Raw genomic sequence first — 26,686 nt, forward strand, 5'->3', positions numbered from 1 at the left:
GCCATTCCCGGTTCGCATTGCTTCGCGGTTGCGCACATGCGGCTAGTCGAGCCGTTCGCGCTCGGCTGGCGATTCCGCCTGACGCTCGATGGGCGGCAGCCCGGCAATTTTTTCCGCCAGCATTCTTTCGTACACGCCAAAATGCAAATCGACTTCCTCCTGCGTAACCACCGTCACGAAGATGCGGACCTGCCCAGGCAGTAATCCGAGCACGACAGCGATCGCCGCTTCGAGTTGCGGCACGCACAGCCGGTCGTCCGCGAAGGTCGTGCCGACCGAGAGTTCGTACGCTTTCTCCTCCCGCACCGCCACATCCACGAGGCGGGCGCGGGCGCTCATATTGTTTTCGATGGCAAGGCGCATGACGTCTATCGCCGTGCGCATGCGCTCGGTCGGAAAACCCCTCGACGAGCGCAGACGCACGCGATGCCTGCCGAGCGTCAGCCAGTCTGAATCGAAGTCCATCGCTATCCTCCAGCGGAACAGATCTACGCGGAGAGTAGGGTCCCGGATTGTATTTTCAAGCGCCAAAAAATTTTTCACGGCACCCTTGAAATCCGTGTGGCAACGTCTATTTTTTATTTCGCTCAGGCAGTCGCGCGAACCGAGCGTCGCGCGCTGCGTGTTTCGATTTGTTTGCCCGCAGTGGGGTAGACGGACTGGAGCGCGTAGGCCCGTCCGTCTCCTCCGCCGCATTTTTCCGAGGAAACGACCATGAGTGATCTCTACTTCACGACCGATCTGTTCAGCCAGTTCGATCGTCTGCATCAGCAGATGGCGGCGCTGTTCGGCGGCAACCCTTCAAGTATCCGGACTGATCGCCTGTCGGCCTTCCCGCAGGTCAACGTCGGCACGACCGATGACACCATCGAGATCGTCGCCTTCGCGCCGGGCATCGACCCGAAGCAACTGGAAGTATCCATCGACAAGGGTCTGCTTACCATTGCCGGCGAGCGGCCCTCGGCGGCGCGCGCGGACGGCGACGCAACGCGTCACTACGCGCGGGAACGGTTCAGCGGACAGTTCCGCCGGGTGATCGAACTTCCCCAGCATGCCGACCCCGACCGTGTGGAGGCCCGCTATCTCAACGGCTGCCTGAGCATCAGTGTCGGCAAGCGCGAGTCCTCGAAACCTCGTGCGATTACCGTCCAGTAACAAAGACCAATGCAGAGGAGCTGATCATGAGCGATACCACCCAACTTACGCGCCCTGATGCCAGGACCGCAAGCACCGCAGAGCGAAGCCGCGAGGAAAAACGGCTGACGTTGAATCCGGCGGTCGATGTCATCGAGGACGTACACGGCGTGACATTATGGGCTGATTTGCCGGGCGTGGAGCGGGATAGACTGGAGATCAGGGTGCAGGATGGCAATCTGCGTATCGAAGCATCCGCTAACGTACCGACCCCGGAAGGGCTACGGCTACAGCACGCTGAAGTTCGCGTGCCGGATTTTGCACGTTCATTTACTCTTGGGCCGGAGTTCGATACGTCAAAGATCGAAGCGAATCTCAAAGACGGCGTATTGAAGCTGATCATTCCACGCCGTGAAGAGGCTCGACCGCGGCGCATTGAGGTTGCCGTAGGTTAGAGGCGCTTAGCAAGCCGGGAATTCGCAGCGTGGAGACCGGTTCTGATTGTTGGCTTCGATAAGGGGAGAATCAATGCTACGAACAGAACGGTTTCGTCTGGGTGCAAACAAGCTCCTCGAAGACATCGAAGCAAGCCTGCTTGCCGCCACGCCCAAGTGGTCGTTTGCAAAGAACCGCCGCGAGTCTTGTGAACTCGCGGCGTTTTCTCCGACCATCGTCAGTGCGATCTATACGACGATAGTTGATAGTCGATCATCCATCAGTAGTCCCACTGAACCGGCACGAAACGGAAGCTTTCACCCTTCTTTGCAATGTGACCGATAGACGGGAACGCGACATGCGCTGCGGCAAGCAGAGCGCCGGTCTCGGCGGCTTCGTTGAGCAGCCCGATACGCACATCCGCAGCCATCTCAGGCTCGTGTTCGAAGCCATTTTGCCAGCGGGGATTGTCGAAGTTGACTTCAAAAATCGCGTCGCCTACGAACGTCAGCCTCTCGCCCTTTGATGCGACGTCCACGACGCAGTGTCCCGGCGTGTGTCCACCCGTCACGCGGGCCGATACGCCCGCTGCGACTTCCACGGTCTGGTCGAACCGAACGATGTTTTCGCCATACAGTTCCACAAACTTTGCGGCAGCCTTGCGGAGTGCGGGAGGAACCGTTTCCGGCATTACCGTCTTGCTGAAATCGGGATTTTTCCAGAACTCCACTTCCGCAGCCGACACGTGAATGCGCACGTCTGGACGTAGCTTGGCCTTCACGCCGTCAACGTTCAGACCGCCGACGTGATCCATGTGCATATGCGTAACGACGATGTCGGTGATCGCAGCCAGATCGATGCCAGCCGATTCCAGTCGCATCACCGACCGGCCGGCGCGCGCGAAGTACTCGAAACCGTCGCCCACGCCCGAGTCGATCAGGATCAGGCGTTGGCCGCTGCGCACGAGCGCGACATTCAGCGCCCAGTCGAACATGTCGCGTTGCAGGAAACGCCCATCGAACCATGCGTTGCGCTCCGCTTCGCTCACGTTCGTGGACATGGTAGAGGTCGGCAGCGGCAGGACGCCATCGCTGATCAGCACGACATCGACATCACCCACGCGTACCGCATAGCGGGAAGGCACGAGTTCGCCTGAACCTTCTTTGCCAAGATTGGCGGTGACAGGCTGCACGTTACGGGTTGTTTCGCTCATGGCAATAGTCCTCTCAATCGGTGGGGTAAGCAGCACTTGGCGCCACGCTTCACGAACACGAGCACGAATTTCGCGAGCTTCGTGTCGCTTGCGTTTCGACTCGACCGTGAGAGTGATTCTAGCCAGCGGGGGTGAACGCCAGTAGCGTCGCGTGTGTGCTTAGCGTGTTGTCCGTACGGCAACAATCGACGAGTGTGAGGAGGGGTGCCGTAAATGTCAGCACGGCGCTCGACAGCCATTGAGCGATGTGTGCCGATGCCGCTCGGAGTCCTTCGAGCGGACATCGACGCACTCTATGATTCGAATGCAGACCTTTGCCGATCTGGCGTGGACGTTGGCGTCCGATTGCAAATCTGACGCGTATTCGTTGTATGCGGCGTGTAGGCAACTGCAGGCCCGCGATCGGACGCCAGGGACGGCGCCGCCAACAAGGCGAAGTAGCGGCATGAATGATGAGACGTCTCAGGCCGCCCCGGGTCAATCTACGGCCATCGCAATGACAGTCAGCTTCCGCCCGAAGCGGGGTTCGTCGCCGATGCTGGCGTGGCAACGCTGGGCTTCTTATGCATCGGCTTCTTGTGCGTTGCTGTTCCCGATGTCCCCATGCTGTTTGTTCCGGACGCACCCGAAACCGTGTCCGTTGAGCCGTTTGCATTGGGCTTACTCATGCCTGTTCCGCCTTGACCTCCGGCAGCCCCTCCGCCCGCGCCCTGTGCATAGGCACCTCCGGAGATGGCTACAAAGAGAGCCGAAATGAAAATGCCTTTTATAACTTTCATGAGAGTCTCCTCAAAGATATAGCGATTGCTGGATCGGAACGTGCATCCGCGTCTTAGTCCGCGCAATTCCCATGCCCTCGCATCGCGGCGCCTGAAGATTGCGCCTCCGCATTCATGTTCAACATTGCCTTCGTAAGCGGCGCCGGTTTGCGAGTTCCTGGGCATGTCATTGCATGGCATTCCCAACGGCGCTGGATGTCGACAAACGGATGGCTTTGCTACGCGAATCCCATGGCGGTCGAGGAGTTGCCAAGATACTTGGCGTCACAACGACATCGACTGATGGCTTGTCTGCAGACTCGTTGAGCTACTGCAGCTTCAGACGATCAACTTTGACGTCACGGGTTGCCAGCGCGAAGCCGCCCTGTCGGTTGGAATGTGTCGAGCCGTTTTTAACCGGTCGCGCGCCAGTAATAGCAAACCTACCGTCAACTCGAGATCGTCCAGGTCGACCGGCTTCCGCCGGAATTGAGTCCAAACGGGCTGTATCTGGACAGGTAAGATTTCCGCGGAAAGCAAGACCACAGGGATCTGGGCAAGTGCCGGATAGGATTTGAGACGTTGACATAACTCGACACCATTCATCCGGGGCATATTCCAGTCAGTAACGATCAAATCAGGTATCTGTCGCGCCGCGGTCTGCAGGGCGGCCAGTCCATTTCCCGTTAACAACACGCGGTATCCACGCCACTCAAGCGCGAACTGGAATAATTCCAGAAGCCCGGGTTCATCGTCGACGACAAGAATGGTTGGCATGGCGCGCTAAGTGGTTGCCTGACATCACCGCGCAACGACCGTGCCGCGAACAGATTCTTGCGGGTGAGTCTCGATACAGGAATGGTTTTGCCTGAACGCTCGTGGTCACCGATCATCGGAGTACGCATCCGCTGAACGGCGACCGGCTGGTCTCTAATGCCAGAAAAGCGCGATCAGAATAATGATTGGAATGGGTACGCCGAGCATGTAAAGAAGAATCGAGCGCATAACATCTCCTCCGGTAAGTTGAAGTTTCAATCAGAGTTGGCGTACACGGCCGCCATGCGTTGCCATCAGACTTGCTGTGAATGCACCCATCAGAAGCGAGATGAATAGCCATAAGGAAGCGCCGATCGTGACTTTGCGCGCTTTATCCGCGGCGTCCTTGGCCGCAGCATCGAGGGCGTTGATCTTCTGAAGCAGGCGCGTGTAGGTGGTCACCACGCGAGCTTGTGCCGCTGCCTGCGTCAGCCCCGTACGTTGCGCAACAAGCTGGCTCAAATAGGCGGTATCTTCCGGCGACAACTGATCTCCCGTTGCCGCGCTGTTAAGGAATATTCGCGCCGTTTCCGCACGCGACGCGTCGTTGCGGTCTTCCGCAGTGGCGGGCGCGGCAGGTGAAGCTGCCGGGGGCATCCGGAACAGCGAATCGATGAAATAGCCAAGCGGCCATGTGTTCGTCGCAAGTTCTGCATTGCCGCGTGGCATCGTTCCCATCGAAACCGGGCCGCCTGTTGCGGCTGCCGTCGTGGCGGCCTGCCCAGCAACCCGCACGATGCCCGATACGCCTGATGTCAGTATGGCAGCAGTGAGAAGCGTCGCCACTGCCCAGCTCAAGAAACCATGTGCGGTGTCGCGGAAGTGAATTTCATCAGCGTCGACTCCCAGCCAGCGGTTGCGCAGGCGCCCCGCAAGATAACCGCCTAGCCCCGACGTGAGAATCGACGTGACGCATACCCATATCACGGCGGCAAAGCCGAACGCCTTTGCATTCGAAGTCCCCGACGACCACGGGGAAATGGACGTTAGCCCGAGGCCGGTGCCCAGCGTCAGCAGGATGAGCGCGAACGCGGTCGCGCCGGCGCCGCCGGCAAACACCGCTCCCCATGAGACGGCGGCTTCGTGTTGCCGGACTGACAGCGCAGGGTCTTTCGCTGCCAGCGCGTAGTCGGCGGGTTCTCTTGTGCTGTTCATTGATAGCCTCCGTTGCCGTGTTGATCCGCCGTTGGTCGACGCCGACCCGTTCGCGGCAGCGCGATGCTGCGCGGCATGAATCGTCCGGATAGGCAGCATTTTTTGTGCCGCCGGGCTCTCGCGGCGAAGCGTGGTTGTCGGGAACAGTCGTTGCGCGCCAAGGTTCTCAGCCTGGGTGCGCTACGCGAGAAACGGATCAAACCGCCAAAACGCCATAAAAAACTGGGCATTGAGCGTGGGCAGCATGGCATGTCGATGCTGCCCTCGCGTTAAATCAATCAGAGAGGCAATCATGAAAGCAGCAAGTAGAGCGGCAGTTTGTTCGGCAATTCTGTTGGCGTTCTGCGGCACCGCGTTCGCACAGGGCACAGGCGGATCTGGAGGCGCTGGAGCCGGTGGAGGAGGCGGCACTGCCGGACAAGGTGGCGCCGGCATGAGCACGCCTAACCCCGGCGGTACGACGGGCACGAGTTCCTCGTCGAAGGGCACGACGAAAAAATCGCCCACCCGCATGCCGCAGAACGACCCGCACGCCAAGGGCGCATCGGACACGGCCGCGTCAGGCGCGCAATGAGTCGTATGGCGCCCTCGTGGCGCCCCAAGGTTCGCAATAGCGCGAAAGCTACGGGTCCGGGGACGAGTGCGCCGACGCGCGAGCACAACGGCAGGTTACGCGCGGCGCGTTTGCGAGCGCGGCGATCAGGGTGAGCGCAATAGAGTGCGCCTGTACCCGCAAAGTCGGACGCGATCGTGCAGTGCTAAATCACTGCGAGCAACGCAGCCTGGTGCGCCACGCAGAGCCGCTTGATCAGGACTGGCCCGCCGGGCGTTCGGTAGACGTGGCCATTTCTCCAGGGCGGCGCAGCATCTTGTCGACCTCTCCCGCATGCATCTCTTCGACATGAATCATCTGCCGGGCAAACTCCTCGAGTGCAACGGAGCGGTCCTCGACCAGCGCAAGCAGTTCGCGATAAAGCGCCAGCGCGAGGTTCTCCGCTTGCAGCGATTCGCGCAGGATCGACGCGATGTCGAAGGTGTGCGAGTCGAGGAGGGGACTGATCGCAAGCGACGGATAGGCGCCCAGCGTGGTAATCCACTCTCCGACTTGCTGTGCGTGCAATAACGATTCGTCGGCCTGCTCACGCAGCCACGACTGGATTGGAATCCGTCCGAATCCGAAAACAAGAAACGAGTAGTGGGTATATCGAACGACGCCGGCCAACTCCGATTCAAGAATCCGGTTCAGCACCGCAACGACGTCTTCTTTGTCTATCTCTGCCATGGGTATCTCCTTTTATGGCATCGCAGCAGACCCGTTCCGCGATTCGCCGCCTTTTCCGCTGCACATCGCCTCGGCGGATACTGGTTAAATGTAGTCCCGCAAAGCGATCTTGCAAAGCGTTAGTTCGAAACGCACCCGTTCGCGTCGTCCGGCGGCAAGGGGACGTACTTTCCATGCAGAACCTGGCAAACGCGGAGCGCGGAGTCCTAAACGTGGAGCGGGTGACATCAGGCCGAAATTCCGTCCGGTCTGAGCGTCAAGAATACGGAGCTTGTCGCCAATGGCAGGAAACTTGGGGCCGCGCGAGCGCGATCCGTTTTTAGTCGATGCGCAGTTGCACGACAATGCCTGGCTCAAGTCAGGTGATAAAGGCGAATCGGAGTGACTGGTTCCGGCAGCGGTCGCCCACACAGTTCGAGAATAGAACGTTCGATATTGCGCGACATGGCATCGAGGGCGAGCGCGTTGGGCGCGACGGTAAAGGGCTCGGCCACCTCGCTGGCGATCGCCTCGAGCGCGATCAGTGTGTAGGAAATGAAAACACACAGCAGAGGCGTAAAGAATTCAGTCGAATCAACCAGCCCGAACGGCAACATGACGCAGTAGGCATAGACCGTCCGGTGCAGCAGAACACTATAGGAAAAGGGGATTGGCGTGGAGGCGATGCGCTCGCATCCTCCAACGGCTGCACCTAGTTCGTTGATCTGTGTATCCAGCATCCAGAGCGTTGTCTCACCTGTTCGTGCTTGCCGTTCTGTTTGCGCGAGTTCCCGGCGAATGTCATTAAGAAGTGCCGTGGGTTTGTACTGTTTCGCGCGTAACAACTCGGCTTGATCTCGCCCGAGTAGGCGCACGAGATCTGGCATCGCATCCGTGTTCCGTAATTCATGTTTAAGGGCATAGATGAAGGCAATCATCGTCTGAGCGATTTGAAAGCCGTTCGCTTGCTCCGGAACGTAGCAAAGTATCTGTGACGTCAGCGCTCGTGTAGAGATGAGCAGGCTGCCCCATAAATGACGTGCTTCGTTGAAACGCCCATAGCTCGCGTTGTTGCGGAACGCGAGAAAGATAGCAAGGGCAAGGCCGAACAAAGTGAAGGGGGCGGTATTGAGCGGAATTTTTTCCCCAAAAATCCTTCCCTGTGTAAAGACCGCCAGGGTGCTGACGGCCGCCATGAAGAGAAGCTGCGGGATGATCGATTGAAGAACGGAACCGTTCCACACAAACAGCAGGCGGAACCAGTTTTCACTTGGCCTTACGATCATGATGTGCTCTTGTTATGAACAGAATAACGCATCCGTATAGCAGGCGAGTGCCTGTTCGCGCGATACGAGTCAATGGTAGCCGGGGTCTCCTTCACGTACCTTCCCACGGAATACACGATATTGCATGGCGTTATAGACCAGAATGACCGGTAGCACGATAACGGTGCCGACGAGTGCAAAGAGCTGGCTCGAATGACTCGACGAAGCATCCCAGATCGTCAGCGAGGGCGGAATGATATACGGCCAGATACTGATGACGAGACCGGTGTAGCCGAGAAAACAGATAGCTAGTGTGAGAAGGAATGGCATTGCTTCGTGTTGTAGTCGCACCGAGCGGAGAATGCCCCAGACGCAGAGAACGACAAGTATCGGCACGGGTAGAAACCACCCGAGTTGCCCGCTTCCAAACCAGCGCTTCTCCACCGCGGGCAGTCCGATTACGGTCCACAGGCTGACGATTCCAATTGTCGCCAGCAGCGCGATCACGAGGGGCCGCATCAACTCCCGCATCTTGCGCTGCAATTCCCCGTCTGTCTTGAGGATAAGCCAGCCACACCCTAGCGTCGCATAGGTCATCAGTACGCCGATGCCACAGAAGAGGCTGAACGGCGAGAGCCAGTCGAACGGTTCGCCGACGAAGCGGGAGTCGGCAATCCTGATGCCCTGCAGCAGCGAGCCTAACGTGATGCCCTGGCAGAGAGCCGCGAGTGCCGAACCGCCGATAAATGCAAGATCCCATGCGTGCTGCGTGCGCTTCGCCTTCGCCCGAAGTTCGAACGCGGCGCCGCGAAAAATCAGACCCACCACCATCAGGATCAGCGGCATGTAGTTGGCAGGCAGGAGCGTCGAATAGACAACGGGAAAGGCGCCGTAGAGTCCGGCGCCACCAAGGACCAGAAACGTTTCGTTGCCGTCCCAAACGGGGGCGACGGTATTGAGCATGACGTGCCGATCACCCTTTTCTTCAAAGAATGGAAACAGCAGACCGATACCCAGGTCGAAGCCGTCGAGCATCACATAGATAAAGACGCCAAGTCCGATAATGAACGCCCAGACAACGGGAAGATCGATTTGCATGACGTCATTCTCCTTCCAGCACGTCCAGGGCACGATTGTGCAATTCGGGGTACTTCAGCGACTCGCGTGTTTCCAACCCTGCGGAAGGACCTGCCTTCATCATCTTCAGCATGTAATAGACGCCCGTGCCAAACACAAGGAAGTAGACGATGACCAATATCAGCAAAGTGACGCCTGCTTGCTGGCTACCAATCGGCGACACGGAGTCCACGGTGCGCACTACGCCATAAACTGTCCAAGGCTGTCGGCCGACCTCCGTCGTGATCCATCCGGCTAGCAGTGCCACGATGCCGGACGGCCCCATGCACAACACGAACCACTGATACCAGCCAGCTTCGTAGAGTCTGCCGTTTCGCCTCAGCAGCAGGCCGACGACCGCGGTCAATAGCATCAGCATGCCGAGACCGGCCATGATGCGGAACGTCCAGAACACGATTGGTGAATACGGGCGATCCTCCGGCGGGAACTCTTTCATTCCGCGAATCTCCCCGTCCCAACTATGTGTCAAGATCAGGCTGCCGAGGTGAGGCACCTGGATCGCGTATCGAGTGACCTCCGCGTCCATATCGGGCAGGCCGAACAGGTTCAGTGCGGTGCCGCCATGCTCGGTTTCCCACAAACCTTCGATGGCTGCAATCTTCACTGGCTGATACTCGCGTGTGTTCAGGCCGTGTGCGTCACCGACTAATATCTGAATTGGAGTGAGTACCAGCAGCATCCACAACGCCATTGAAAAGCTACGCCTGACCGGCACGTCGCGCCTGCCATGGAGCAGATGCCACGCACCGCAAGCGGCAACGATGAAAGCTGCGACGATGAACGCAGCAATGGTCATGTGTGCAAGCCGGAAGGGAAACGATGGATTGAAAATCACCTTGAACCAATCTACAGGGACAATGCGGCCATTTTCCATGGCGAATCCCTGCGGCGTTTGCATGAAGCTGTTCGAAGCGAGAATCCAGAACGTCGAAATCAGCGTCCCCACAGCGACCATGAACGTGGCAAAGAAATGTGCACGAGGACTTACGCGGTGCCAACCAAACAGCATGATCCCGAGAAAACCGGCCTCGAGAAAGAACGCAGTGAGAACTTCATAAGTGAGTAGCGGTCCGGTGATATTGCCGGCAACCAAAGAGAATCCGCTCCAGTTTGTGCCGAATTCATAGGCCATCACGACACCGGAGACGACGCCCATTCCGAAGCCGACGGCGAAAATCCGCGACCAGAACAGGTACATGTCCTTGTAGGCTTTGTCGCCCGTCAGCAAGAAGCGCCATTCCAGCACGGCGAGGAAGCTGGCCATGCCTATACTGATCGCCGGGAAGACGATATGAAATGAAACTGTGAACGCAAACTGCAACCTGGCGAGATGAAACGCGTCGAAGATTTCCATGATCGGTCAAAAGCTCCAGCTGATGACAGCAAGCGTATAAATACGGACGACATGCGACGGTGCTACGACGCGCGGTGAATTCGAAACTCCCCGAGAAGGTATTTCCTGGAGACAGCAAAGCCAGAAGGGTGGGCTGGCGAGGCGCCTCTTTGCTCGGGCGGTCTTTATCTTTCGCCGCGCGAAGTCGCGCTCGTCATCGGGCCGCCCGATTGCCGATAGACCGGCGCAGCGCGCCGGCATACCGGATAAGCGGGACCGTATAAACTTAGTTCGTCGCCACGCGTTCTACCCGCACCGGCACCGATTTGTAGGAAGGCGTACCGCTCTCTTTGTCGATATAGTCGAGTGGAACCAGAACATTGGCTTCTGGGTAGTACGCGGCGACAGAACCTTTCGCGATGTTGTAGATGATCGCGGTAATGTTCTTCAGCTTAAGCGGTCTGCCAGAAGTGTGTGTTTCGATGTCCACCAGGTCGCCATGTTCGATGCCTTGTTCGGCCATGTCGTCCTGGTTCATAAAAAGGACATCGCGTCTGCCGAATACTCCCCGATAGCGATCGTCCATCGCATAGATGGTTGTGTTGTACTGGTCGTGGCTGCGGATCGTGATGAGGCGCAGCACGTTTTCAGCACCCAGAACGTCGGCATCTTCTTTCACGCCGCTGTATACCGAGAACATCGCCTTTCCGGTCGGCGTGTGCCACTGTCGCTCGGTGGGGGGAAGCGGCAGCCGGAACCCGCCCGGAACTCTGATGCGCGCGTTGAAATCCTCGAAGCCAGGGACGGTCTGTTCAATCAGATCCCGGATCTTGTCGTAGTCGGAGATGAGCTCCATCCACGGCAATCTGCTATTGGGCAGCGTGGCACGCGCGATACCCGCGACGATTGCAGGCTCCGAGCGCAAGTACTCAGATGCAGGCGCCAGTTTGCCTGACGACGCGTGGACCATCGACATCGAGTCCTCGACGGTGATCGATTGCCGCCCTCCAGTCTGGATATCGAGTTCTGTTCGCCCAAGACAAGGGAACAGATACGTTTCCTTCGAGACCAGCAGGTGCGTACGGTTGAGCTTGGTGCCGATATGCACGGCCAGATCGAGTTTGGCCATCGCGGGGAAGGACTGCTCGGGGTCCGGCAACGCAACGGCAAAATTTCCTCCAAGGCAAAGGAGCGCCTTCGCCGTGCCGTCGATCATGGCCTGCATGGCCTGAACCGCATCGTGTCCATGCTCGGAAGGCGGGGTGAAGCCGCATGCTGTTTCTATCAGTTTGAGGAACGCCTGTGAGGGCTTTTCGGTAATGCCGACGGTTCGGTTCCCCTGGACATTGGAGTGTCCGCGCAGCGGGCAGATGCCCGCGCCGGGTTTTCCGAAGTTGCCGCGCAGGAGTAACAGGTCGGCGATCAGACGGACGTTCGCTGTTCCCTTGTTATGCTGCGTGACGCCCATGCCGTAGGTCACGATTGTCGCATTGGATTTTGCATAGGCGATGGCCACGTGCTCAAGATCCGCGCGGGTGAGGCCGCTTGCTTTTTCTATATCGTCCCAGGACGTCGCCTCAAGATCTGCGGCGAAGGCATCGAACCCCTCCGTATGGGTCGCGATAAATTCCTGATCAAGGACGTTTCCCTGTTCAGCTTCCATCTGGAGCAACGCTTTCATGACGCCTTTTAGCGCCGCTGCGTCACCGCCGGCGTCGACCTGGAAATAGGTCGACGCAATCCGCGTCGACCCAAAGGTCGCCATTTCCAACATGCTCTGCGGGTCGGCAAAACGCTCCAGTGCGCGCTCCCGCAACGGATTGAACACGATGATCGGCACGTTTCGTCGTGCGGCTTCATGGAGTGTGCCCATCATGCGAGGGTGATTCGTGCCGGGATTGTGGCCGATCGCAATAATGAGTTCCGCCGAATCGAAATCGTCCAGCGATACCGTACCCTTGCCGATTCCGATCGACTGCGGCAATCCCACACTGGTCGGCTCGTGGCACATGTTCGAGCAATCAGGGAAATTGTTCGTGCCGTATTCGCGCGCGAACAGCTGATAAAGGTATGCAGCTTCGTTCGAAGCGCGGCCCGACGTATAAAACTCGACCTGATCCGGTGATAGCGCGCGCAGGATCTCACCGATGCGTGCGAACGCATCTTCCCATTCGACAGCGCGATATGTATCAGTCGCGCGGTTGTAAACGAGCGGATGCGTGAGCCGTCCCTTGTCCTCGAGTTCGTAGTCGGTCATTTTCAGAAGCGAGCTGACGGTATTGCTTGCGAAAAATTCCGGAGGCACACGTTTAGTGGTCGCTTCCCAGGTGACAGCTTTTGCACCGTTCTCGCAGAACTGAAACGTGGAGCGGTGTTCCTTGTCGGGCCAGGCGCAGCCCGGGCAGTCGAATCCGGTAGGCTGATTCGTTCGGAGCAGCGTAATCGGTGCCTCTATGCTCTCCATCTGATCGTGAATCGCCTGAGCGGTCGCCTTGAGTGCGCCCCAACCACCGGCGGGACCTTCGTACGGCCTGATGCCTGGCACGTCGCGTAGCTTGGCCACATGAACCTCCAATGAACGAGCGTAGTCCTGCTAGGGACGGGATAGCCTGGATGGCTTTAGGATTGCGCCGCTTCGCGGCTTACGATATGGCTGCTTCTACGATTCAGTTTAGTTAATTCAAATGCATGCGCAAGATGAAAATAACCTCGCATCCGGGTTAATAAAAGTGTCGATAGGTTTTGTCGTATATAGCGGCAATTAAATAAATGCACTGCATTTTATTTTATGAATAATTGTTATATTTATACGGATTTCAATAGGTTCGACTATCCAGAAAGTATTGCGTATTTAACGAGCGGCCTCTTGCAGATCACGTGGGCTAATTGTCTTACAAAAATACACATCGTCACCTGATGCAGCATTCAGTCCTGGATAAACCGAAGTCTCTCTTCGTCCCGCCTTCCTCAGATACGAATCCGCCGCTGTGTTGACCGTGACGTCCCTCTTCAAGGTAGTGCATACGCGCTGAAAATAGCAGGCATCAAGGCACGTGGGTGAGGGTGGCCACGGGACCGGCCTTTGATTTGATTCTATTGACAAGTCGAACCATTGTTAACGTCTGTCGGCCCGATAACATCTATTGGCGTAACCGGGCACGGAGATCGGCTTCGCCGACAAAGCTGGAAGAATGTCGTCGCCGCAACTTGCCGAATCCGCACATCGTTGGCGAGGGCGTGTCTCGCGGCCTGCAAGTACCAGGGGCGGCAAGATTTTATTTTCGCATCATCGCCGCTATTAATAGGCGAATTGGTAATACGAGGAGTGCGGTGGCTCCGACTCCCAGGCACCAGAGGATCAACATCCACTTCAGGTCGCTTAGGAAACCCGTACGCCGACTCGATGGCTCTCGCTTCATGATTGCGTTTCCCTTCACCAATTCCGTTTACGCTCGACCGCGACCATCGGAACTCATTCGACTCCGACAATTACACTGGCGCCCTTGAAGATGGCAGTCGCAGGCTTTCCGACGGCGAGACCAAGTCGATCCGCGCTGTCGTTGGTCATGATCGAAACGATTTTTGCGCCTTCTGGCACGCTGATCTCAACCTCCGCATTCACGGCGCCTTTGACCGCTGCCGAAACCGCTCCTGCAATGCAGTTCCTTGCAGATATCTTGTGGCGGTCGAAGTCGACCAGCACAAGCACCGACGACGCCTTGACGAGAGCGAATGCCGTCGAATCCCGCTCGAGTCCCAACGAGGTGGCGTCTGTTGCAAGGCGAACGCCGGTAAAAGTGAAATCGCGGATGCCAATCGAGCGGACTTCATTGCGTATAGCATAGGCGGAAATTGAAAAGCTCAGACCGGCGCCAATCACAAAATTTGGTCTCTGTCCGCGCCATTGAAAAAGCGCACGGTGGCTCGTCTGCTCACTTGGCTCGGTGTTTCGCGCTTCGCGCCTGCGCGGAACGCAGTGGGACTGCCTGCAAAATCAGCATCAGAGCGGTTTTTTCGTGCTAGTCTTTTTGGACAGCTAGCAACGGAGGCGACGATGGCCGATACCATAGAAGGCATCAGGGTCGTACATTTGGACGGACACGAAGCGGTGAAATTCGGCATCAAAGTTGACAGCGTCCATCACTTTTGCGTTGTGAGCAAGAAAGTACTGCACGAGCTATCGCCGTCGGGTGGGCATAAATCCGATCTGGTGCAGGAGTTCGAGCAGCATCGCGAGCTCATATACGAGAAGGCCGCAGCCGCGATTCGAGGCGGCTTGAAGGGCGAGCCACTGCAGCTGAACGCTGAGGTCTTCGTGTCCTGACGCAACTTGCGCTACCGGCGCGACACACGTTGCGCAGTATCGCGGCGTGGCTGCACAGTGACTGTTGGCGTGTCGCAGGCGCGATGCATTTGCCCCAATTCCTTGCATGGGGACATCGAGCGGATAATCTGACCGATTGTTATGGAGACCCTCGCGTCGCATCGCGTCCGGAAGGCATTCGCGGTCGAGCACTTTATTCTGATCCGCACCGATGGCAAAAAAATTGCCCGCCGGGAGGAGTGATCAGGCGGGCCAGAGATCGAACGAGGGCTGTGGCTGGCCGAGGTAGCCGAGACACACGCACGATGTTGGACAAAAGTAGACCGAAGGTCAATCCTCACCTCCCGATTCGTAATATCGGACTGTTCGATCGGTGCCGCGTCTCTGGCTTCAAGTCAGCGCCAATTTGGGTGGTCGACCGCTGCGCTTTGCGGCACAAGAGGATGCCGGTGAGCGCTGCATCTGCTGTTCGATCCAGGATATGCCAAGCCCTCAGAAGCTGCGGCGCGCCACTTAATGACTGACACTCGTGCCGTGGTCGTCGTCGCCCGCAGACGATAATTGGTTTGCTCGAACGTAGAACTATCACCCCGACCGCGAGCATGACGATGCCGCAGGTCGTCATGAAAACATGCGCAGAGTCACCGGTGCCATCGCGCGGGATCATGTCACGCGCAAAAGATGCCATTGCGATATAACGCGGAAATCGAACCGCTAGCGACCCGGGCGCAAGTCCCGTACCGTCATCTCGAGCACTTCGAGGTATAGGAACATCAACAGCAGATCGATCAATAGCACCTGGCCGATCGGGAAAACTTCAATGATGGTTGTCAGGTCGAGCTAGCTGCTCAATGATTAATCGTGGTCCTTTTGCGTATCTTTCGAAAGGCTGCCGCACAGCCGATAGCTCGAATCGGAGATCCCGACATGGTAGTGCGTGCTCCGAGGCGCTATGTTTGATACGTGCGATGGTTTGCAAACGGGAGCTGAGAAATGACGCAAGAATTGATTGTCGCGACCTTTAAGGATTTGGACGTGGCAGAGAGGGCCGCAAGGGATTTCAGGAATTTCGAAATAGGTGATGGCGATTTTAAGATCGAGAGCGGCGTGATGGTCCAGAAAGACGTCGCGGGCAAATTAACGGTGATCGAAAAGTACACCCAGCCTTTTTGGGGCGCAGTCATTGGCGCTATAACAGGGGGATTGATAGGCTTGCTAGGCGGGCCAGTCGGCGTGATCGCGGGGCTCACTGTCGGCGCCGGCGCGGGGCTTGCCGGGCACGCGGCCGAGGCTATTCTGGACAGCAAACTGACAAAATCCATTTCCGATGAACTCCTGCCGGGCAGCGTCGCGTTGATTCTCGAAGTGAAAGAGCCGCCGCTGTTCGAGGTCGAGAATGTCGTGCTCGGCTACGGTGGCAAGCCGTTTCACCAGTCGCTTGCCTGGTGACGCGCGTATCTCGTCGGTGACGAATCCAATTTTGATGTGCCGGATGACATTCGGCTCTCTGACGGTGGGCACGGCGATTAACGCTTGCGGTATTCGACACGTGATCTTCTCCTCATTTCGCGTGGACAGAAAAATGCTACGTCACAAAAGATCGCGATCTGATAACAGAGCGTCCTCCGCGCTCAACAGCACGCCGCAGACAGGTGAACCCCCGACTCCTTCAGCCGATGCAGATCTCGACGAGGCGCTCGAAGCGACATTCCCGGCAAGTGATCCGATTGCAGTGGGTGGGGTGAGCCGGATTGAAACCACCGATGATTCCGACCTTAAACACGACTGACGGTTACGAGCCGTACATTCGGTCCGCACACTTGACAGACGCGCACCGATGGCATTTGATGAATGGTCAGCCCGTGTTGCGCTGACCGAACAGGCATGGAGCCGGCCCGTGACTTTCACTCGCCATACAATCATGTGGGAAGCCGCCGTCGACGCGATTGAGCGCGCAGAGCGGTTGCACAGGCAATTCTTCCGGCTGGCGGGTCAGCACGCCCGGGTACCCATCTGGGAGCCGCCCATTGAGGTGTTCGAACAGGATGGACGGCTCGTGATCGTGGTGGCGCTGCCGGGCGTGCCGCCCGACGTGGTCGGTCTGAATCTCGATGGCGGTACGCTGATTGTCGAGGCCGAAAGAAAATTGCCTCGCGCCTTCGCTGCGGGCAAGGTCCATTGCCTGGAAATTCCCTATGGCCGTTTCGAGCGGCGCATCCAGCTTCCAACCGGTCGCTATCGACTCGCGCAGCGCGACGCCGAACACGGATGCCTGGTGCTGAGTTTCGAAAGGCTGGATTGAGTCCGGCAAGCGCCGGCAAATCGAGGAACGAGGATGAGCGCGGACAGCGAAAACGAGACTTCCGAGTCCAGCCCGGCGAGCGAGGCAACTGCTTCGACATCTGCATTGCCCAATGAGCCCCTGATTCTGCTGCCGGTGCGCAATGCCGTGCTGTTTCCAGGTATGGTGCTGCCGTTTACCGCGGGACGTGGCCAGGCCAAGGAGGACGTGCAGGCCGCCGTCAAACGCCAGCAGCCGTTGGGTGTTGTGTTGCAACGCGATCCGCGGGTACAGGACCCGACATTCGATGATCTGAACACGATTGGCACCGTGGCGAACGTGGTGCGCTACGTCACCAGTCCAGAAGACGGTGCGCATCACCTGATCTGTCAGGGTGTCGAGCGCTTTCGCCTGATTGCGCCGGTGGAAGGTCTCGGCTTTCGGGCAGCGCGAGTCGAGTTCCTGCCCGAGACTACCGCAAGGAACTCCGCCGTCGACGCACGGGCGCTTGTTTTAAGGCAGCGCGCGGGAGAAATGATCGGACTATTGCCCAACGCGGGTGGCGAACTCGTAAGGGCGCTGGATGCCATCGAGCTGCCTGGCCTGCTCGCCGACACCATCGCTGGTTTGCTCGACATCCCGCCGGAGCGCAAGCAGGAGATTCTGGAAACGCTCGACGTCTGCAAGCGGCTCGACAAAGTGTTGGATGCCGTTGCGGGACGCATCGAAGTACTTCGTCTGTCGCAGGAAATCGGCGAGCAGACGCGTGGCCGGCTCGACCAGCGTCAACGTGAAATGATGCTGCGCGAGCAACTCAGGACCATCCAGAACGAACTCGGCGAGAACATCGAAAGCCGAGAGGAAGTCCGCAAGCTGACGGAGGCAATCGAAGCCGCTCACATGCCACCGGAAGTCGAGTCTCATGCGCGCAAAGAACTCGGCCGGCTGGAGCGGATGCCCGAGGCGTCATCGGAATACTCCATAAGCGTGAGCTACCTTGAATGGCTGACCGAACTCCCTTGGCCGCTTCCCGCAGAAGCGCCGATCGATATCGCTCGTGCTCGTCAGATACTCGATGAAGCGCACTTCGGTCTGGATAAGGTGAAGCGCCGCATCCTCGAATATCTCGGTGTCAGAAAGCTCAATCCACGCGGCAAGGCACCTATTCTTTGCTTTCTCGGACCGCCGGGAGTCGGCAAGACATCGCTGGGCCAGAGCATCGCACGCGCGCTGGAGCGGCCGTTCGTGCGCGTCAGCCTGGGTGGCGTGCATGACGAAGCCGAAATACGTGGCCATCGGCGTACGTATATCGGCGCGATGCCGGGCAACATCATCCAGGCGATCCGCAAAGCGGGCGCGCGCAACTGCGTGATGCTGCTCGACGAACTCGACAAGCTAGGGCAGGGCGTGCACGGCGACCCGGCCGCGGCGATGCTCGAAGTTCTGGACCCCGAGCAGAACGCGTCTTTCCGGGACAATTACCTGGGCGTGCCGTTCGACCTGTCGGCAATCGTGTTTGTGGCCACTGCCAATCAGATCGAAGGTATTGCGGGTCCCTTGCGCGATCGCATGGAAATTCTCGATCTACCCGGTTACACCGAGACCGAAAAATTCCAGATCGCCCAGCGCTTTCTGGTTCCACGTCAACTGGAGGCGTGCGGCCTGACTGCCGCACAATGTGAACTTCCCGATGAAGCGCTGAGAGCCATCATCCGCGACTACACGCGCGAAGCCGGCGTGCGAAGCCTGGAGCGGCAGATCGGCGCGGTCTTTCGCTATGTCGCGTTGCGTGTGGCCGAAGACCCGTCCATACATGAACGGATCGAGCCTGATCGCCTGTCGTCGATTCTCGGGCACCGTCGCTTCGAAAGTGAGGTGGCGATGCGTACGAGCTTGCCGGGCGTAGTCACTGGGCTCGCGTGGACGCCGGTTGGCGGCGATCTGCTTTTCATCGAAGCAAGCAGCACGCCTGGCGGCGGCAGGCTTGTGCTGACGGGGCAGTTAGGCGACGTGATGAAGGAAAGTGTCCAGGCCGCGTTGACGCTGGTGAAGTCGCGCTGCGAGTCACTGCATATCGACTGCACGAGCTTCGATAAGCGCGACATTCACGTTCATGTGCCGGCGGGCGCGGTCCCCAAGGACGGCCCCAGCGCCGGCGTCGCCATGTTCATCGCGATTGCATCGCTTCTAATGGGGCGAGCGGTGCGCAGCGACTGCGCCGTGACCGGCGAAATCAGCCTGCGGGGCATTGTCTTGCCGGTAGGCGGCATCAAGGAAAAAGTGCTTGCCGCATTGCGCGGCGGCATCAAAACAGTCTTGCTGCCCGCGCGCAATGCCCCCGACCTCGAGGACATTCCTGTCGACGCACGCAACCAGATGCGATTCGTGCTGTTGGAGACCGTGGACGACGCGGTGCGCGAAATTCTCGAGAACGAATCGGTGACGTCCAGTCGAAACGTCGATACATGAGTCCGCGAGAAAGAGTGGCGCCCAGGCGGGACAGTTTTACTAGATCGGATTAGCGGTATCACCGGCGAGTAGCAATTGAGGAAGTTGCGAGAATGACCATTCATCCATCGCGCGATCGAGTATCCACACCATGTCGAACCGATCTTCCGGCCACGACGAAGGAACGATTGGAGCGTCAGGTACGAGTCCGATTAACGACGGGATTACTTTGTGTTCCCAGGCAATCAGCACGATGCCGGACTGAGCCAGCACGTCGTTCATCAGCGCTGGCCCGTCGTCCTTCAAGTGCGTGGTGACGTAGTTCACTTGCGATGCTGCCTGTAGCTGAAGCAGGGCAACCAGCGGGATGACCGTCTGCATGGCTCGTTTGCTTTTGCTGGACGGACCCGTCCCTGGCGCGTACACGGTGGCCGGCTTCAGTCGCGTGGTGTGCGTCTCCTCGATCGGACAAAAGAATCGGGCCAAAGCCCCGGCTCGCTGCCAGCCGCGAACGCTGAGACTTTCAGCGTCGGCCTTTCCGTCCGTTTCAATGCCGATCCCTTCGTTGGGGTCTGGTTTCTCAGCGTGCCGGATAAACATGATTCGATGGGGTGACATGTTGCCTCCGCGATCGGGTTGAAGAACCTTCAATGTTGGGTGTCTGTCCTTCGCGCTGAATTTGTTGCCTGATCGGATTGTAAGTTCAAGGCTCCCCAAATTTTCAAATTGTTTCGAGAAGAGAACAATGAGCGCGCGTTATCTCGATTCCGATACTAAGAATCGGAGCGATGGAGCTTAGGGATCGGGATCGTCATTGATAATGGGATAAGTACGCACAGGCCGTCTTGCATCCACTGGGGTTAGGATAGGGTTCTCTGATCGACGGTTGCGAAGGGACCCAATGGCGCAGTATTCGCGAGTGAGACACTGCTGCCGGCCATTCCGTCGTGGATAGCTTGAAAAAGATTTGGAACGTGCAATCACCGTCAGTTCATTCTCTACCCACAACAGGAGAAATCTTGAGTCCCATATCTTCGCCGATCTCCGCCGCCCAACGCGCACTCGACACGGAGCCGCAATCTATCGACGCTCCATTGTCGGCGGCAGCCGCGTTCCTGGTCCTCATTGTGAAAGACGACGACGCGTCGATCGCAGCCGCGCGCTCCGTGGTGGCAAGCACCGGTGACCTCGTCAAGAATGTCAGGATCCGAACCGACGGCGGTGTGTTCACCTGCAACGTCGGGATTTCGCATCGTGCCTGGGGACCGCTTACCGGGAAACCCGCACCCAGTGAGCTCGCGCCGTTCAAGGAGGTGCGAGGTGCAACGCATACCGCGGTGTCCACAGCGGGCGACTTGCTGTACCACATCCGTGCTGAGTCTATGGGCGTGATCATCGAGTTCGAGAGGATTCTGCTCGAGGCCTTTGGGAACTCCGTCACCGCAATCGACGACGTTGCCGGGTTCCGTTACTTCGATGGACGCGACCTGCTCGAGTTCGTTGACGGCACGGCGAATCCCGATGGCCTGGACCTGCCCGCCGCCACCATCGTTGGCGACGAGGATCCCGACTATGCGGGCGGCAGCTATGTCGTGATCCAGAAGTATCTGCACGACATGGCTGCCTGGCACTCGCAGAGTGTGGAGACGCAGGAGGCGATCATCGGCCGTACGAAGTTCAGCAACAGCGAGTTGCCGGACGCAGCGCAGGGCCAGAAATCCCACAAGACGCTTTGCACGATCGAGGACGCGGACGGGGAGCACGACATCCTGCGCGACAACATGCCATTCGCCGTCCCCGGTCGCGGCGAATACGGCACCTACTTTATCGGCTATTCCCGCCACCTGTGGGTGATCGACAAGATGCTGGAACGTATGTTCATAGGTGATCCGCCGCCGCTTCATGACCGCATTCTTGACTTCTCAAAGGCTGTCACGGGTGTCACGTTCTTTGCTCCGGCCCGCAAGTTTCTGAGCGACCTGGCTGATTGAGGGGCGTCGTGTCGTAGCTCGAGCAGTGCTGTGTCGCGTCATCCTTGAAGGGCCGCTGGCCGGCGCACACCTAGGCTGCGGCATTGGCTTGGAGCGTGTAACTCTCAAAGGAAATTGCAAAGCTTCCTAACCTTTACTGCAGGTATGCCGCTATGGCCGGGTCGAAAGAAACGATCGCGCATGACCGCAGGTCATAGTGGATGAATGCAAAGTTGCGATCGATCATTACGCAAACAATCGACGATAGCTGAATGCCTCCGCATAGAATCAGTTGCCCAGCATGCTCGCGGCAAGATTCACGCAGAGACCCAGCACTGCAACGTTGAAGTAGAAAGACAGAATTGACTGTGCCAGCACGCCGCGACGCGCGCTACGCCCGCGCAGGCTGACGTCTGCGGTCTGCGAGGCGACCGCAATGGTGAATGAGAAATACAGGAAATCCCAATAGTCCGGCTGCTGAGGGTGATCGGGGAAGGCAAGTGCGGGAGCATTGGGATCGGAACTGTAGTAAAGACGCGCATAGTGCAACGTAAAAATGGTCGGAATCAGGAACCACGCGCCGAAAAGCGTCAGACCTGTAAGGAGCGAATGCAAGACCTTCGATTCGAAGCTCAGATCTTTGGTAGTGCCGAGTTCCAACACGATCGCGAGAATGCTGGCAATGGTCGCCGCGCAGACCAAGGCCAGGACCGTGGCCGCATTCTGGTCCTCGCGCCGGGCATGGGCTCGTACGTCTTCCTCGCTAGCCATGGCCATGTGAAACCAGATGATGACAAGGTACGTCCAAACTGCAACGTCCCAGCCTAACAGCACGCGCGATCCTGCGACGATGGAGCGGGGTGCGAACAGCGCTGCGCAGAGTCCAGCGAGCAACCCGACCATCATGTGTGGCCGATTCCGAAGCACTTGGGGATAGAGACTCATTGTATTGATTCCACCGTGGAATGCATCAGTCATTCTAATTCGGCCGTGCCTTTTACGGTTTGCCGACGCTCGGTTATGGCAGGCGCGGGGAGCTCAAGGCATCGGGCGTTCGGGCCTTATGAGATCGAAAGGTCGGCTTGCAAGTTTCACCTCGGAGTTGGTAGCGTCGAAGTGCGCCGTCATGGCACTGGTGGCGATCCCAAGCTCGGGCAGGTCGCCGAGATGCTCAACCTGAAATCGACATCGGCCGGAGACGTGTAGGTGAGCAGAATCGCTGTCGAGTTTGATCCGGACTGCATTGTCGCGTGCGTCGAGTTATCCGGCTTGTCGGACGGGCGATGTTCCATCAGGGCGCATGTGGAAAGAGTGGGTCGAACATAGCGCGAGCGGGGTCGGAACCCGGCCAAACTCGCTTGGTGCACGTGGCCGACCCCGGATGACACAGACGATCTGCGCCGTCCTTAGACGTATATTAGGAACGCGAAATACCAGTACATGAAGAGTCTTCGGTTCGAGTACGTCATCCCTTGAGCAGAGAATGGCTTTTGTTCGCTGAACACATGTCGCAATGCACTGAACGCTGGCGGGAGGTACTGCACATTACCATCACATAACTATCGAATATGGAATTGAAATACAAATGTGCTGCGAATGAAAGGGTGTAACGTCATTCCTGCATGGCGAGTTCTGATCTTCTCCAATTCTTTCGACAAATCAGGGAAAACATACCCGCTTTTTCCCTTTAGCGAAGGACGTGCGCGGTCGTATACCCCTTTGTGTAGCTGGGGGACTCCCTTCTACCCGCTTTCAATCTCGAGTTCTTACACTCGGCTTTCCAAGGAAACGGAATGAACAGTTTTACGCACACTATCAAGTTCAGGGTCATTCTCGCCATGGGCGCATGCGTGTTCCTCATGGCGGCCATTGGCATGTTTGGCGCGTTCGGGATTTCAAAACTTAACGCAGCTGTCAAGCATTCCTATTTTGGAAACACTTTGCCGATCATTGACCTGAATGATATGCGCGCGGCCCAACTGGACATTCGCCTCCAGTTGAGGCGAGTCCAGGTGTTCCGTGATCCTGGAAAGACCGCTGCATCGATCAACGCGGTCCGGACCGACCTTGAACGCATGGACCGGGCATGGAACCACTACTATCCGGATAGCGTTACCAGTGACCAGGAGCGGGTCATCGCCGAAAAGATCAAGGACGCACTGCCGCAGTACAGGGACATGACGAACGGGATTTCCACGACGGTCGGGGCTGGTAACACCGATGCTGCCGGTGAAATGATCGACAGGCAGGCGGAGTTCTCGAAAGCCTTGACCGGGCTCATCGCCGAGGTCATTGTCGTGAACCAGACTCAGGCAAAGCAGTCTACCGATGACAGTGAGGCAACGTTCAGAATCATCCTCGGCGTCGCGCTGGCGCTGGTGGCTCTCGGCGTCCTGCTGGCCGTTGGCGTATCGGTCTATCTCTTGCGTTCAATTTCGCGGCCGCTCGACAAGGCCATCGGGATCGCGAACGATATCGCTGAAGGCAAGCTCGAAAATCGGGTAGTGGTTGATTCAAAGGGTGAGTTCGGACGCCTTCTGGAATCGCTGGAAAAAATGGATCGACAACTCACGGACACCGTTCGCGGAATCAAAACCACAGCGGAGTCAGTGACGGTGGCTTCGCGGGAAATCGCCAGCGGGAACATGGACCTGTCCGCCCGCACTGAAGAGCAGGCGGCATCCCTTGAGGAGACCGCGGCCAGCATGACGCAGCTGACGGAGACGGTTAAGCAGAACGCTGACAACGCACGTCAGGCGAATGGCCTGGCCACGAATGCGACTGGCCTCGCGGATTCGGGTAACGATGCGGTCCTGTCCATGGTCGGGACCATTGAAAAGATCAGCAACAGTTCAAGCAAGATTTCGGAAATCACCGGCGTGATCGAAGGCATTGCATTCCAGACGAATATTCTCGCGCTGAATGCGGCGGTCGAGGCTGCTCGTGCTGGTGAACAGGGCCGCGGGTTCGCCGTCGTCGCAAGTGAGGTGCGCAGTCTGGCTCAGCGCTCCGCGACTGCGGCAAAGGAGATCAAGGAGTTGATCGGCTCATCCGTGGCGATGATAGAGGACGGCTCGAAACAGGCTGCAGACGTTGGTGCAACCATGGGTCAGGTGAAGCAGGCGATCAAGCAGGTTTCCGATATTGTAGGCGAAATCGCAGCGGCATCGGAGGAGCAAAGCCGGGGCATCGAACAGGTTAATCAGGCGGTTGGGCAAATGGATGAGGTAACGCAGCAGAATGCAGCACTGGTCGAGCAGGCGGCAGCGGCGGCGCAGTCGCTCGAAGAACAGGCAAGCAACCTGAAAGATGCCGTCTCGGTGTTCAAGCTCGCCGATACGGGATCGCCCGCGCCACGGCCCGCGGCTTCACAAAGGCCGGTGCGCATGCCGGTGTCGAAAACGCATGCTGTTCGGCCCGCGCTCCAGAAACCCAGGCTGTTCGCCGACGCCCAGTCCGTCAGTGCTGTCAAAACGGAAGCCGACTGGCAAACCTTCTGACGGTCCAGAGTACGGAGAGCAATGCTGGCTGTTTGAACTCCAGTATTTACTGTTCTTCAAACGGCGCTCACCGTTGAGATGCCAGCTAGACCCGGGGCCCGGCGGCCACGGGTATTCGTTCTTCTGGGCGACGTAAATGAAGTCATCGTTGTCGGCCCAGACGTCAGTTTTCAATCGATTCGCTTCAGGTATTCCCACGGGTAAATCCCCTGCGCGTGCCCGTCGCTGAAGACGATCTGCATGCCGTAGCCCATCGGCTGCATGTCGATGATCGCGACATGTGGCGATTCGAGTCGGGCCTTGGCGGAATGCGCCAGACGTCGGCAGGTCGAGCAAGGGCAGCGTTCTCGCAACGTCGCGTTATCGATCGATTGCGTGCGGCCGTCGTCCCACGTGAGGGACAATCGCCCGCTCGCGGCGTGGACCGTGATCTGTTCGGGGGCGTTCATCGCTGTGTGCTTTCGATTTGCGTCAACGCGATGCGCGCCGCTTTACGGACTTCCGGATCGGGATCCGTTGCGGCTGCCCGCAAGGCCGGCAGCGACGCCGCGTCGCCCAGTTCGCCAAGCGACAAGGCCGCTTCCTTGCGTAAATTGCTGATTGCATGCGTCAACAGCGAAGCGACCGCCGTGCTCGCGCTCGCGTCGCGCAGCTTGCCCAACGCGCGGACCGCTTGCAGACGGACTTGCCAGTAGTCGTCGTCGAGCGCGTCGAGCAACGCATCGCGCGCGGCCGCCGCGCGCAATTTGCCGAGCGTCGCCGCCGCTTCTTCACGGACCTGCCACGCGGCATCGCGCAAGGCGCCGAGCAACGCGGCAACGGTGTCTTCGGTCGACGCGGCGCCGATACCCAACGCGCCGATGGCCGCGCGCCGCACGGTGGCGTTCGGATCGTGCGCGGCGATGCTGGTGAGAGGCCCAAGCGCGCGCTCGCTTTTCAGCCAGCCGAGCACGCTCACCGCTTCGAGCCGCACGAGGTCTTCGCTCGCCGTCAGCGCGTGCAGCGCCGGTTCCAGTGCGCCTGCATAGCGCAATTCGCGTAAGCCGCGCAGCACGGCCTGGCGCACGAACGGATCCTGATGCGTGGTCCATGCCGCAAGCAGCGGCCCCGATCGCGGATCCTTCAGACTGGACAGACTCTGGGCGGCCGCTTCGCGCACCTCTTCGACTGAATCCGCCAGCGCCTCGCAGAGCGCCGCCACCGCGTCGGCGCGTTCCCACGCGCCGAGTACCTGGGCGGCCTGCGCGCGTACTTCCGCAGACGTGTCCAGACGCAACGCGGCGACGATCGGTTCGAGCACGGTCTCGTCCTCGAGGTCCGCGAGCGCCAGCAGGGCGATACGGCGCACGGCGGCGTCCGTGGATGTCAAACGCGGCAGCAGTGCGGCGGCTTCCGGATCGAGAGAGTCGGGGTCGAAGGTTAGCGGAAGCGAAATATCGGTCATGAATTCGGTGATGTCTGGAGTGGAACGGATAAAGCCCGTCATGTCGCCGCGGCGTCGCGCAGCAACGCGAGACATCGGCGCTTGATGTCGACGAATTGCGCTTCGGTCGTGGTCTCGTCGTCGCGTGGACGCGGCAAGGTCACGCGCAGATCGGCGACGATGCGCGCGGGCCGCTGCGATAGCACGAGAATGCGGTCGGCGAGAAACAGCGC

At 58.5% G+C, this 26,686-nt stretch carries 25 protein-coding genes and 2 pseudogenes; 10 read left to right on the forward strand and 17 right to left on the reverse strand.

Translation table 11 applies throughout. The features are described from left to right. Window positions 1-42: 42 nt before the first annotated feature. Window positions 43-465 (reverse strand): hypothetical protein, encoded by a 423-nt coding sequence (locus ACFSNN_RS36860; protein ID WP_134463911.1) that lies wholly within the window; start codon window positions 463-465, stop codon window positions 43-45. A gap of 249 nt (window positions 466-714) precedes the next feature. On the opposite strand from ACFSNN_RS36860, the gene ACFSNN_RS36865 reads away from it, so the two are divergent. Together ACFSNN_RS36865 and ACFSNN_RS36870 are read left to right on the forward strand one after the other, a co-directional pair. After that, window positions 715-1,155 carry an Hsp20/alpha crystallin family protein gene (locus ACFSNN_RS36865; RefSeq protein ID WP_134463913.1) on the forward strand — a complete coding sequence of 147 codons (441 nt, stop codon included), beginning with the start codon at window positions 715-717 and terminating at the stop codon, window positions 1,153-1,155. Between the two features lie 26 nt (window positions 1,156-1,181). Then, entirely contained in the window at window positions 1,182-1,589 is a 408-nt protein-coding gene (locus ACFSNN_RS36870; protein WP_134463915.1) for an Hsp20/alpha crystallin family protein, read from the forward strand. A gap of 260 nt (window positions 1,590-1,849) precedes the next feature. Here ACFSNN_RS36870 and ACFSNN_RS36875 read toward each other — a convergent pair whose 3' ends face one another. The 4 genes from ACFSNN_RS36875 to ACFSNN_RS36890 form a co-directional block, all read right to left on the reverse strand. Continuing rightward, window positions 1,850-2,782: an MBL fold metallo-hydrolase gene (locus tag ACFSNN_RS36875; RefSeq protein ID WP_134463917.1), complete on the reverse strand. Its 933-nt coding sequence runs from the start codon at window positions 2,780-2,782 to the stop codon at window positions 1,850-1,852. A 503-nt stretch (window positions 2,783-3,285) separates the two neighbouring features. Further along, complete coding sequence (locus ACFSNN_RS36880; protein WP_134463919.1) at window positions 3,286-3,561, reverse strand: hypothetical protein; 276 nt, start codon at window positions 3,559-3,561, stop codon at window positions 3,286-3,288. Between the two features lie 318 nt (window positions 3,562-3,879). Then, window positions 3,880-4,317, reverse strand: coding sequence for a response regulator (locus tag ACFSNN_RS36885; RefSeq protein WP_134463921.1), 438 nt, complete (start codon window positions 4,315-4,317; stop codon window positions 3,880-3,882). A gap of 258 nt (window positions 4,318-4,575) precedes the next feature. Next, window positions 4,576-5,511: a hypothetical protein gene (locus ACFSNN_RS36890; protein ID WP_208949581.1), complete on the reverse strand. Its 936-nt coding sequence runs from the start codon at window positions 5,509-5,511 to the stop codon at window positions 4,576-4,578. Window positions 5,512-5,944: 433 nt separating this feature from the next. Here ACFSNN_RS36890 and ACFSNN_RS36895 point away from each other — a divergent pair, with 433 nt between their 5' ends. Beyond that, window positions 5,945-6,085 (forward strand): hypothetical protein, encoded by a 141-nt coding sequence (locus ACFSNN_RS36895; protein WP_244322974.1) that lies wholly within the window; start codon window positions 5,945-5,947, stop codon window positions 6,083-6,085. A gap of 234 nt (window positions 6,086-6,319) precedes the next feature. Here ACFSNN_RS36895 and ACFSNN_RS36900 read toward each other — a convergent pair whose 3' ends face one another. The 6 genes from ACFSNN_RS36900 to ACFSNN_RS36925 all read right to left on the reverse strand — a co-directional run bounded on the left by ACFSNN_RS36900 (window position 6,320) and on the right by ACFSNN_RS36925 (window position 14,387). Beyond that, complete coding sequence (locus ACFSNN_RS36900; RefSeq protein ID WP_134463925.1) at window positions 6,320-6,793, reverse strand: ferritin-like domain-containing protein; 474 nt, start codon at window positions 6,791-6,793, stop codon at window positions 6,320-6,322. Between the two features lie 353 nt (window positions 6,794-7,146). After that, the gene (locus ACFSNN_RS36905) at window positions 7,147-8,058 is read right to left on the reverse strand and encodes a bestrophin family protein (RefSeq protein ID WP_134463927.1); all 912 of its coding nucleotides are present in this window, start codon (window positions 8,056-8,058) and stop codon (window positions 7,147-7,149) included. A gap of 69 nt (window positions 8,059-8,127) precedes the next feature. Next, window positions 8,128-9,135 (reverse strand): cytochrome d ubiquinol oxidase subunit II, encoded by a 1,008-nt coding sequence (gene cydB, locus ACFSNN_RS36910; RefSeq protein WP_134463929.1) that lies wholly within the window; start codon window positions 9,133-9,135, stop codon window positions 8,128-8,130. A 4-nt stretch (window positions 9,136-9,139) separates the two neighbouring features. Further along, window positions 9,140-10,528, reverse strand: a complete 1,389-nt coding sequence (locus ACFSNN_RS36915) for a cytochrome ubiquinol oxidase subunit I (protein WP_134463931.1) — start codon at window positions 10,526-10,528, stop codon at window positions 9,140-9,142. A gap of 265 nt (window positions 10,529-10,793) precedes the next feature. Beyond that, window positions 10,794-13,070 (reverse strand): FdhF/YdeP family oxidoreductase, encoded by a 2,277-nt coding sequence (locus tag ACFSNN_RS36920; protein WP_134463933.1) that lies wholly within the window; start codon window positions 13,068-13,070, stop codon window positions 10,794-10,796. Between the two features lie 909 nt (window positions 13,071-13,979). After that, complete coding sequence (locus tag ACFSNN_RS36925; RefSeq protein ID WP_134463935.1) at window positions 13,980-14,387, reverse strand: TOBE domain-containing protein; 408 nt, start codon at window positions 14,385-14,387, stop codon at window positions 13,980-13,982. Between the two features lie 174 nt (window positions 14,388-14,561). Here ACFSNN_RS36925 and ACFSNN_RS36930 point away from each other — a divergent pair, with 174 nt between their 5' ends. Next, window positions 14,562-14,831, forward strand: a complete 270-nt coding sequence (locus ACFSNN_RS36930) for a DUF1488 family protein (protein ID WP_134463937.1) — start codon at window positions 14,562-14,564, stop codon at window positions 14,829-14,831. Window positions 14,832-15,408: 577 nt separating this feature from the next. On the opposite strand, the pseudogene ACFSNN_RS36935 reads toward ACFSNN_RS36930, so the two are convergent. Beyond that, window positions 15,409-15,635: pseudogene (locus tag ACFSNN_RS36935) on the reverse strand (phosphate-starvation-inducible PsiE family protein); the annotation flags it as partial. 189 nt (window positions 15,636-15,824) lie between these two features. Here ACFSNN_RS36935 and ACFSNN_RS36940 point away from each other — a divergent pair. From ACFSNN_RS36940 to lon, 4 genes are read left to right on the forward strand one after another with little or no spacing between them, the layout of a single operon-like run. Next, window positions 15,825-16,280, forward strand: coding sequence for a DUF1269 domain-containing protein (locus ACFSNN_RS36940; RefSeq protein ID WP_134463939.1), 456 nt, complete (start codon window positions 15,825-15,827; stop codon window positions 16,278-16,280). A 43-nt stretch (window positions 16,281-16,323) separates the two neighbouring features. After that, complete coding sequence (locus ACFSNN_RS36945) at window positions 16,324-16,620, forward strand: hypothetical protein (RefSeq protein WP_134463941.1); 297 nt, start codon at window positions 16,324-16,326, stop codon at window positions 16,618-16,620. Between the two features lie 48 nt (window positions 16,621-16,668). Continuing rightward, window positions 16,669-17,133 carry an Hsp20/alpha crystallin family protein gene (locus ACFSNN_RS36950; protein WP_377765175.1) on the forward strand — a complete coding sequence of 155 codons (465 nt, stop codon included), beginning with the start codon at window positions 16,669-16,671 and terminating at the stop codon, window positions 17,131-17,133. Window positions 17,134-17,166: 33 nt separating this feature from the next. Further along, window positions 17,167-19,581, forward strand: a complete 2,415-nt coding sequence (gene lon / locus ACFSNN_RS36955) for an endopeptidase La (RefSeq protein WP_134463945.1) — start codon at window positions 17,167-17,169, stop codon at window positions 19,579-19,581. Window positions 19,582-19,620: 39 nt separating this feature from the next. On the opposite strand, the gene ACFSNN_RS36960 is transcribed toward lon, so the two are convergent. Continuing rightward, window positions 19,621-20,178: a phosphoglycerate mutase family protein gene (locus ACFSNN_RS36960; protein ID WP_134463947.1), complete on the reverse strand. Its 558-nt coding sequence runs from the start codon at window positions 20,176-20,178 to the stop codon at window positions 19,621-19,623. 401 nt (window positions 20,179-20,579) lie between these two features. On the opposite strand from ACFSNN_RS36960, the gene ACFSNN_RS36965 reads away from it, so the two are divergent. Continuing rightward, on the forward strand, window positions 20,580-21,551 hold the full coding sequence (locus ACFSNN_RS36965) for a Dyp-type peroxidase (RefSeq protein ID WP_134465601.1): 972 nt from the start codon (window positions 20,580-20,582) through the stop codon (window positions 21,549-21,551). Window positions 21,552-21,818: 267 nt separating this feature from the next. Here the strand turns inward: ACFSNN_RS36965 and ACFSNN_RS36970 are convergent, their stop codons facing one another. Further along, window positions 21,819-22,475 carry a DUF1345 domain-containing protein gene (locus tag ACFSNN_RS36970; RefSeq protein WP_134463949.1) on the reverse strand — a complete coding sequence of 219 codons (657 nt, stop codon included), beginning with the start codon at window positions 22,473-22,475 and terminating at the stop codon, window positions 21,819-21,821. Window positions 22,476-23,323: 848 nt separating this feature from the next. Between ACFSNN_RS36970 and ACFSNN_RS36975 the strand changes: the two genes are divergently transcribed. Beyond that, window positions 23,324-25,030 (forward strand): methyl-accepting chemotaxis protein, encoded by a 1,707-nt coding sequence (locus ACFSNN_RS36975; protein WP_134463951.1) that lies wholly within the window; start codon window positions 23,324-23,326, stop codon window positions 25,028-25,030. 170 nt (window positions 25,031-25,200) lie between these two features. Here ACFSNN_RS36975 and ACFSNN_RS36980 read toward each other — a convergent pair whose 3' ends face one another. From ACFSNN_RS36980 to ACFSNN_RS36990, 3 genes and pseudogenes are all read right to left on the reverse strand, one after another. Continuing rightward, entirely contained in the window at window positions 25,201-25,479 is a 279-nt protein-coding gene (locus ACFSNN_RS36980; protein ID WP_134463953.1) for a DUF971 domain-containing protein, read from the reverse strand. Further along, entirely contained in the window at window positions 25,476-26,474 is a 999-nt protein-coding gene (locus ACFSNN_RS36985; RefSeq protein ID WP_134465602.1) for a HEAT repeat domain-containing protein, read from the reverse strand. The genes ACFSNN_RS36980 and ACFSNN_RS36985 overlap by 4 nt, the downstream gene beginning before the upstream one ends. A 38-nt stretch (window positions 26,475-26,512) precedes the next feature. Beyond that, window positions 26,513-26,686, reverse strand: a pseudogene (locus tag ACFSNN_RS36990) (ABC transporter ATP-binding protein); the annotation flags it as partial.

The sequence above is a fragment of the Paraburkholderia dipogonis genome, assembly GCF_042680985.1.
Taxonomy (GTDB): domain Bacteria; phylum Pseudomonadota; class Gammaproteobacteria; order Burkholderiales; family Burkholderiaceae; genus Paraburkholderia; species Paraburkholderia phytofirmans.

Excerpts from the sequence above, each read along its gene's own strand:
- ACFSNN_RS36975 (WP_134463951.1), top strand. The coding sequence starts at position 23,324 with ATGAACAGTTTTACGCACACTATCAAGTTCAGGGTCATTCTCGCCATG.
- ACFSNN_RS36915 (WP_134463931.1), bottom strand. The coding sequence starts at position 10,528 with ATGGAAATCTTCGACGCGTTTCATCTCGCCAGGTTGCAGTTTGCGTTC.
- ACFSNN_RS36865 (WP_134463913.1), top strand. The coding sequence starts at position 715 with ATGAGTGATCTCTACTTCACGACCGATCTGTTCAGCCAGTTCGATCGT.
- ACFSNN_RS36890 (WP_208949581.1), bottom strand. The coding sequence starts at position 5,511 with ATGAACAGCACAAGAGAACCCGCCGACTACGCGCTGGCAGCGAAAGAC.
- ACFSNN_RS36860 (WP_134463911.1), bottom strand. The coding sequence starts at position 465 with ATGGACTTCGATTCAGACTGGCTGACGCTCGGCAGGCATCGCGTGCGT.
- ACFSNN_RS36980 (WP_134463953.1), bottom strand. The coding sequence starts at position 25,479 with ATGAACGCCCCCGAACAGATCACGGTCCACGCCGCGAGCGGGCGATTG.
- ACFSNN_RS36930 (WP_134463937.1), top strand. The coding sequence starts at position 14,562 with ATGGCCGATACCATAGAAGGCATCAGGGTCGTACATTTGGACGGACAC.
- ACFSNN_RS36985 (WP_134465602.1), bottom strand. The coding sequence starts at position 26,474 with ATGACCGATATTTCGCTTCCGCTAACCTTCGACCCCGACTCTCTCGAT.
- ACFSNN_RS36875 (WP_134463917.1), bottom strand. The coding sequence starts at position 2,782 with ATGAGCGAAACAACCCGTAACGTGCAGCCTGTCACCGCCAATCTTGGC.
- ACFSNN_RS36950 (WP_377765175.1), top strand. The coding sequence starts at position 16,669 with ATGGCATTTGATGAATGGTCAGCCCGTGTTGCGCTGACCGAACAGGCA.
- ACFSNN_RS36895 (WP_244322974.1), top strand. The coding sequence starts at position 5,945 with ATGAGCACGCCTAACCCCGGCGGTACGACGGGCACGAGTTCCTCGTCG.
- ACFSNN_RS36940 (WP_134463939.1), top strand. The coding sequence starts at position 15,825 with ATGACGCAAGAATTGATTGTCGCGACCTTTAAGGATTTGGACGTGGCA.
- ACFSNN_RS36885 (WP_134463921.1), bottom strand. The coding sequence starts at position 4,317 with ATGCCAACCATTCTTGTCGTCGACGATGAACCCGGGCTTCTGGAATTA.
- lon (WP_134463945.1), top strand. The coding sequence starts at position 17,167 with ATGAGCGCGGACAGCGAAAACGAGACTTCCGAGTCCAGCCCGGCGAGC.
- ACFSNN_RS36870 (WP_134463915.1), top strand. The coding sequence starts at position 1,182 with ATGAGCGATACCACCCAACTTACGCGCCCTGATGCCAGGACCGCAAGC.
- ACFSNN_RS36905 (WP_134463927.1), bottom strand. The coding sequence starts at position 8,058 with ATGATCGTAAGGCCAAGTGAAAACTGGTTCCGCCTGCTGTTTGTGTGG.
- cydB (WP_134463929.1), bottom strand. The coding sequence starts at position 9,135 with ATGCAAATCGATCTTCCCGTTGTCTGGGCGTTCATTATCGGACTTGGC.
- ACFSNN_RS36880 (WP_134463919.1), bottom strand. The coding sequence starts at position 3,561 with ATGAAAGTTATAAAAGGCATTTTCATTTCGGCTCTCTTTGTAGCCATC.
- ACFSNN_RS36900 (WP_134463925.1), bottom strand. The coding sequence starts at position 6,793 with ATGGCAGAGATAGACAAAGAAGACGTCGTTGCGGTGCTGAACCGGATT.
- ACFSNN_RS36960 (WP_134463947.1), bottom strand. The coding sequence starts at position 20,178 with ATGTCACCCCATCGAATCATGTTTATCCGGCACGCTGAGAAACCAGAC.
- ACFSNN_RS36945 (WP_134463941.1), top strand. The coding sequence starts at position 16,324 with ATGACATTCGGCTCTCTGACGGTGGGCACGGCGATTAACGCTTGCGGT.
- ACFSNN_RS36970 (WP_134463949.1), bottom strand. The coding sequence starts at position 22,475 with ATGAGTCTCTATCCCCAAGTGCTTCGGAATCGGCCACACATGATGGTC.